This is a genomic window from Streptococcus danieliae (assembly GCF_025447695.1).
Taxonomy (GTDB): domain Bacteria; phylum Bacillota; class Bacilli; order Lactobacillales; family Streptococcaceae; genus Streptococcus; species Streptococcus danieliae.
Genome location: NZ_JAOBSU010000092.1, coordinates 1 through 6,918, shown reverse-complemented (window position 1 = coordinate 6,918; position 6,918 = coordinate 1). Strand labels below are relative to the sequence as shown.

The window sequence follows — 6,918 nt, the reverse complement described above, 5'->3', positions numbered from 1 at the left end:
AATTTCTCTTTCTAAACAGAAATTGGCCAGTCACACCCCCTAAGGCTCCATTTATTGTAAAATTCGTTTTATTTTTTGTTCAAAATCATGCCGACTCATCATAATCAAATGCTGGCAATTGTGACACCGCAGTTTAATATCGGCCCCTAAGCGTAGAACTTCCCAATCATTGGCCTTCTTACCCGTCTCTTTAACCAGACAGGCATGCGGTTTTTTCATTTCAATCCTAGTTCCAACTTGATACATCCTACCTCCTAATTGGTCCGAACTGGAGTAATTAACTGAATCAGATGATCATCTTCCATTCCTTTTAAGGTAAAAGGTCGAATATGAGAAATAAAGCTAAGCTCGACTTCCTCAGCCTTAATCGCCTTTAAGGCCTCAATCAAATAGTTAGGGTTAAAACTGATCGTCAAGTCTTCCCCAACAAGATGAATCGTTTCTAACTCTTCGTCAACCTGTCCCACCTCTGGAGAATGAACATAGGAACGGACTATCTGGTCTTTGATTTCCATTTTGACAGTTCCATTCTCGGTCGCATTGGAAAGAAGCCGTGCCCGCTCCATAGCTTGCCGCAGGCTAGCAACATTGAACGTAATTTGACTATTAAACTCTTTTGGAATCAAGCGGTCTGTATCCGGGTAATTTCCTTCTAGCAAACGCGTGTAAAAGGAAATATACTCACTTTTGAAGAGCATTTGGTTGTGGGCAAAATAAACCTTAACTGTTTCAATTGCGTCATCAAAGACAGCTGTAAATTCCTTCAAAGAACGGCTGGGAACGACCACATCAAAATGATCGCCCACATTCTCCAGTTGAATTACTTTTTGGCTTAGCCGGTGGGAGTCAGTGGCCACTGTTTTAAGTTGTTTCTGATCATTGAGAACAAAGTGAACCCCTGTTAGGATTGGGCGACTTTCCTGATTACTTGCTGCAAAGGCTGTTTCTGAAATGAGTTCCTTAAGGACTTTCGTTTCCAATAGGAGGGGATTGGTTGTTGGGACTTCCTGAATTCGAGGATACTGATGACTGTCTTTTCCTTTTAGGGTAATCTCAGACTTGCCACTTTTAAGAATCAATTGGTGATTTTCAATTTCTTTCAACTCCAATTCAACGGATGGAAGGCTGGAAACGACATTAATGAAAAAATTAGCTTCTAACAGCAAACTACCTGGGGCATCAATGACTAGGCCAGCATTTTCTTGGTCAATTGAAATAAAGTTTTCAATTGAGATCTGACCGTTGGAACCAATTAAGGTAATCCCTTCAGCTGCTACTTCTATTTTTAAGGTTGATAGAATGGGAATTGCATTTTTGGTACTAATGGCACGTTTCACTGTATTCAGAGCTTGAAGAAAAAAATTCTTGTTAATTGAAAATTGAAACATGGGGTCTCCTTTATTTATTATTTTAGTTATTAATTGTTAAGTATTAGTAGTAGGGCTTGTGGATCTTGTGGAAAAGTCGCTTCAAGTGAGTCCACAAGTGAGGTTAGACTTGTGCACAACCTGTGAATAACTTGGGGAAAACTTCGGGAGTTATCCACAGCTACTTTTTCAGGTTCTTTTTAATTTCCTCAATTTCCAAAAATAAACTTTGGTCATCTTTAATTTGTTTTTTGATTTTTCGATGGGCATGGATGACAGTTGTGTGGTCTTTGCCCCCGAAAGCTTTGCCAATTTTGGGTTGAGAGTTATCTGTCAGTTCGCGACTAAGATACATGGCAACTGAACGAGCCAGGACGATGTGTTGTTTCCGAGAGCTCCCTTTAATTTCCTTGACACTGATTCCGTAGAATTTGCCAACTTCTTCTTGGATATTTTCGATTGGGATAACGGTAATCCGTCGAACATCTTCTTTGCGAGAACGGATGGCTTGAGCGGCCAATTCGACGGTAATGGTTTCAACTCCTTGGACATCTGCAACGAGTCGGATGTCATTTAGAGCGCCCTCTAGTTCTCGCACGTTGCTATCGAATTGATTGGCTAGGTATTCGAAGGTTTCAATGGGGAAGGTGTAGGGAAGATTCTGGGTTTTGGCTTGAAGGATGGCAATCCGTGTTTCATAGTCAGGAGGTGTGATGTCAGTGATTAGGCCCCATTCAAAGCGGTTAATCAAACGCTCGGGCATGCCATTTAGTTGATCGGGTCTACGGTCACTGGTAAAGACAATTTGTTTTTCTTTTTTGAAGAGGGTTTCGAAGGTATTGAACAATTCTTCCTGAGTGCTGGCCATGGTGTCTTTGTTGAGTGATTGGATATCATCAATAATCAGCAAGTCCAGGTTGCGGAAACGCTCTTTAAAATCTTCGGTATTGGCCAAGCGAATGCTTTCGATAAAGGAATTGAGAAAGCTTTCAGCCGAGATGTAGAGAACTCGATTATTAGGGTAGTCTTCGAAAAAGGCATTTCCAAGAGCATTGATCAGATGGGTTTTTCCGAGACCCGGGCCGCCATAAATGAATAGGGGATTGTAGGTATTCCCTGGTGCTTCGACAACAGCTAGGGCTGCCCCCAGGGCATGGATATTCCCATCTCCGCGGACAAAGTTGTCAAAGCGATGTTTCCTGATCAGTCCTGTATCTTCCCGATTTTGAGGCTGGACCTGGGGAGCTGCCCTGTACTGCTCTTGGTAGGCAAGTGGACGCTCAAAAACGTAGTGCACTTTGAAATCAACGTGATAGAGTTCAAAGCCAGCAACGCGGAGATTTTCTTGGAAATTATTCTCCCAATAGTCTTGTTTGATGGGATTGTCCAGGTAAACTGTAATGGTGTCTCCATCAATTGAAACAAGTTCAGCCCTATCGACAAAAAACTGGATGGATTCAGCGTCATTTGTTTGTTGGCTTAATTCTAAAAAACGCTGCCAAAATTGTTGATTTTTGTCCATAGCGATTCCTTTCCTGTGTATAACTCGATTAGTAGGATTATATCACAGCTAAAAGTTTTCCACAACCTGTGAATTGATATCCACATGTTTAGAAAAAGTTTTCCACAACCTGTGAATTCCAGTCAGAACTGTTGAAAAATCAACTTTTGGCTTGTGAATAATTTTGAGAATAAAAAAGAAAAACCCACAAGTCTATTTTAACTTGTGGATAATTCGCTCGTATTCATCAAGGTCTTTGTAGAAAATAGTGATACTTCCCTGGTTGTTAGCTTTTTGTTGGATTTGAATGCGCGTGCCGAGACTTTCTTGAAGTTGACGTTCGGCATCTGCAAGGAAGGGATCTGTTTTTTTCGTTTTTGGAGTTTCCTCTTTGTGTTTCAAGGCAGCCTCTAGCTGACGTACCGACCAGCCCTTACTTTGGATTTCTTCTAGGAGGTAGAGTTGTTTTTCAACTGCTAAAGGAAGCAGGAGGCGCGCGTGTCCAGGGCTAATATTTCCTTGAATGAGGGCCTCTTGTAAGGTAGGGGCTAGCTTTAGGAGACGGAGGCTGTTGCTAATATAGGGGCGGGATTTGCCCAGTTGCTGGCCAATGTCTTCATGGGTTAAGCCGTGTTGAACCAGTTTTTGGAAGGCCAGTGCTTCCTCGATGGGATTTAAATCTTCTCGTTGTAAGTTTTCAATAATGGCTTGTTCCATCATCTGGGAGTTGGACAAGTCTTTAACCAGAGCTGGAATGGTGGACCAGCCTAGCTTTTTACAGGCGCGTAAGCGCCGTTCCCCAGCCAATAATTCGTAACCGGTAATGGGGGATTGACGGACAATGATGGGTTGAATGAGGCCGTTGACAGCGATGGATTGACTTAATTCTGTCAAGGCCTGCTCTGAAAATTGTCGTCTTGGTTGATACGGATTGGTTTGAATTTCTGCAATCCGAATGTCTGTCATGTAATCCATTTGTAAAGTATAACACCGCCTTACGAAATTGTAAAGCGGTGTAGGGACTATTGTTTTAGGTCTTTGGTTGATTTGTCGAGTTTTACTTCAACTTTTTCTAACTTACCATCGCGGTAATATTCAATGGTGACGGTGTCGTTTAGTTTTTTACTGTAAAGAGCGGTTTGTAAATCGCTAGTTGACTGGATTTCGCTGTCGTCAATCTTGGTAATGACGTCGTATTGTTTCAATTTACCGTCAACAGGGAAACCAGCTTGGATGGAGCGGATCACAACACCGCTTTGAATTGTTTCAGGCAGTTGGAGTTGGTCCAAGTCACTGGTTGAAAGGTTTGTCAGGTTGGTCATGCTGATGCCAAGGGCTGGTCGATTAACGGAACCATTTTGCTCCAGTTGTTCGACGATGGCAATAACTTCATTAGAAGGAATGGCAAAGCCCATACCTTCAACGGATACGCCAGAGATGCTGGAAGCAATCTTACTGGATGTAATCCCAATCACCTGTCCGTCAATGTTGATGAGGGGACCGCCAGAGTTTCCTGGGTTAATGGCTGCATCAGTTTGTAAGGCTTTAGTGGAGATGGTTTGGCCATCTTCTGAACGCGAGGTAACCGTCCGTTCCAAGCTGGAGATAATTCCTTGGGTGACGGAATTTGCATAGTCGGTTCCCAGAGGGCTTCCGATTGCAATGGCTGTTTCTCCAATGCTTAGTTGACTAGAATCGCCTAGTGTTGCAACTTCTTGGACTTTATCAGCAGGAATGCGGACTACCGAAATATCTGAATAGACATCGGAACCGACCACCTCGCCTTCGACCTTGCTTCCATCAGCGAATTGAATATCGAGACGATCTGCCCCAGAAATGACATGGGTATTGGTGACGAGATAGGCATGTTTATTATCTTTTTTATAGATAACCCCAGAACCTTCTCCAGCAGCCATATCTTCGCCATTATCGCTAGGACTCAGATTAAAAATACTATTACTTTGGTTGTTTTCAGTATAGCTAATCACAGATACAACGGCATTTTGTACTTTATTAACAGCTAGTGTTGTACTGGTTTCATGTTTTTGCGTTTTTTGGGGAACAACTTGAGTCTGGTTGTTCATGAGCATTTGATTTTGAGAAAGCTGACTTCCAGCATAGCCTCCTAAAAAACTAAGTCCGAGGATACCAGCAGCAATCACAGGTGTTTTTAATGATTTATGTTTCATGTGGACCTCCAATTCACAAGTTGACTATATAAAATCAGACTTAATTATAGCTTAAATCCACAAAGTTATCCACACATTGTGGATAACTTTGTGTATAATGGGGATATGAAAGTAAAAATTATCACAGTGGGAAAACTAAAAGAAAAGTATCTGCGTGACGGAATCCAAGAATATCAGAAACGGCTGTCACGTTTTACACAGGTCGAGATGATTGAATTGGCCGATGAACGAATCCCAGATCGGGCCAGCCAAAGTGAAAAGGATCAAATCATTGAAAAAGAACACCAAAAGATTATGGCTAAAATCCAGGAACGTGATTACCTGGTCGTTTTAGCCATTGAAGGTCGCTTGCAGTCTTCTGAAGCTTTCAGTCAAGCCTTGGCTCAGGCAACTTTAAAAGGTTATTCTACTTTGACCTTTGTGATTGGTGGGAGTTTGGGACTGTCTGAAAAATTAAAAAAACGGGCTCATTTACTTCTCAGCTTTGGATTAATGACTTTACCCCACCAGTTGATGAAATTGGTTCTGGTTGAGCAGATCTATCGTTCCTTTATGATTCAGGAAGGGAGCCCTTACCATAAATAGTTCCTTTCAGCAGTTGAGGTTCTTCGAACTGCTTGCATTTGGAGGGTTTATTTGGTAGAATAAATCGTGTTGGTCCCATAGCTCAGCCGGATAGAGCATTCGCCTTCTAAGCGAACGGTCGCAGGTTCGAATCCTGCTGGGATCATGTAGATAGAGTCTATAGTAGAATAGAGGACTGGTCTATAGCCAGTTCTTTTTTTGACGGCTCTTATGAAAATATCTGCTTGTTTTTTTAGAAATGGTCTTGTGTTGTTTCATTTCAGGCAGTTTGGGGTACATCTTGGGATTTGAATCCCTTTAGGAGGCTATTTTAAGATATAGTATACAGTTGCTATGGAAGTTCATTTGTTTTTAGGACAGGAGAGTCCGTTTCTTCTGCTTTTATTGCTGATCCGTTCTGGGAGCCTGGGCTGGCTCTTTTTTAGTCTACTGAGAAATCGTTTAAAAATGCCTTTCTTTAGTGGTTTCTGCTTGTATGAGCTACTGTTGATAGGGTTTGGAATCTCTTATCCTCCGATCTTTCATCTATTTCTTCTGGTAGAACCTTTTTTCCTGTCTTGGATTCTGTATCGAAATACCTATGAGAGTTTTTCGTTCTCGGCCTATTCGGTCGGAATTCTGTATCTAGGTTTTGATTTATTACGTAGTTTTTTTCTATTCGGTTTGTACGCGATTGTGGATCATCGGGTGTTTGTGGATTTTCATGTGCTCCTATATGGTGTAGTTGCAGGTTTGTCGACCTATACCCTCTGTCTCTGCTTTCACTATGTTCATCGCTATTTGGTCTTGTTGGATGAACCGCGTTTTCAACAGCAGGTGCGGAGCTCCTTTTTGTGCTTTATGTTGATCCATTTGCTGTTAACCCTGTCGCAAATGTGCAGCTGTTCCTTTTTATCTCTTGGTTGCTTTAACTTCTTGCGAACGGCCTCGCTTTATGGATTTGCTTTTGTTATCTTACGTTTGCGTTTGTCTATTCTTGCTTTTGAAAAAGAAGAAAGGGAGGCACGGCTTCCGATGGCTAAGTTGTGTAAAAAGTTAGGTTGCCTCTATCAGGACTTAAGGGGATTCCGACATGACTTTGCGGGCATGATGGTCAGCTTTACGATGGCGATTGAAAGTCGGGATTGGGAATTGATTGAAAAATTACATCGAGAAGTACTGTTGGAGGCCAATAAGAGCTTGTCCTCTCACGAATATTCTTATGGGCACCTCTAAAAACTCATACTTATTGTCGCCTTATTTCAAATAAGTAGGTATTCCTATTTGGTAGTGCGGA

Annotated in this window: 7 protein-coding genes and 1 tRNA gene; 3 read left to right on the top strand and 5 right to left on the bottom strand. The window is 42.0% G+C overall.

What is annotated here, in order from left to right:
* Window positions 1-51 precede the first annotated feature (51 nt).
* The 5 genes from N4310_RS06890 to N4310_RS06870 form a co-directional block, all read right to left on the bottom strand.
* Window positions 52-246, bottom strand: coding sequence for a DUF951 domain-containing protein (locus N4310_RS06890; protein WP_160331967.1), 195 nt, complete (start codon window positions 244-246; stop codon window positions 52-54).
* Window positions 247-254: 8 nt separating this feature from the next.
* The gene (gene dnaN / locus N4310_RS06885; RefSeq protein WP_160331968.1) at window positions 255-1,388 is read right to left on the bottom strand and encodes a DNA polymerase III subunit beta; all 1,134 of its coding nucleotides are present in this window, start codon (window positions 1,386-1,388) and stop codon (window positions 255-257) included.
* Between the two features lie 160 nt (window positions 1,389-1,548).
* Complete coding sequence (gene dnaA / locus N4310_RS06880; protein WP_262092597.1) at window positions 1,549-2,889, bottom strand: chromosomal replication initiator protein DnaA; 1,341 nt, start codon at window positions 2,887-2,889, stop codon at window positions 1,549-1,551.
* Window positions 2,890-3,081: 192 nt separating this feature from the next.
* Entirely contained in the window at window positions 3,082-3,843 is a 762-nt protein-coding gene (locus tag N4310_RS06875) for a ParB/RepB/Spo0J family partition protein (protein ID WP_262092596.1), read from the bottom strand.
* 47 nt (window positions 3,844-3,890) lie between these two features.
* Window positions 3,891-5,057, bottom strand: coding sequence for a S1C family serine protease (locus N4310_RS06870; RefSeq protein WP_262092595.1), 1,167 nt, complete (start codon window positions 5,055-5,057; stop codon window positions 3,891-3,893).
* Window positions 5,058-5,162: 105 nt separating this feature from the next.
* Between N4310_RS06870 and rlmH the strand changes: the two genes are divergently transcribed.
* From rlmH to N4310_RS06855, 3 genes are all read left to right on the top strand, one after another.
* Window positions 5,163-5,642 carry a 23S rRNA (pseudouridine(1915)-N(3))-methyltransferase RlmH gene (rlmH, locus tag N4310_RS06865; protein ID WP_160331972.1) on the top strand — a complete coding sequence of 160 codons (480 nt, stop codon included), beginning with the start codon at window positions 5,163-5,165 and terminating at the stop codon, window positions 5,640-5,642.
* 71 nt (window positions 5,643-5,713) lie between these two features.
* A tRNA-Arg gene (locus N4310_RS06860) sits at window positions 5,714-5,787 on the top strand.
* Between the two features lie 542 nt (window positions 5,788-6,329).
* Window positions 6,330-6,857: a hypothetical protein gene (locus N4310_RS06855; RefSeq protein WP_262092594.1), complete on the top strand. Its 528-nt coding sequence runs from the start codon at window positions 6,330-6,332 to the stop codon at window positions 6,855-6,857.
* Window positions 6,858-6,918: the final 61 nt, after the last annotated feature.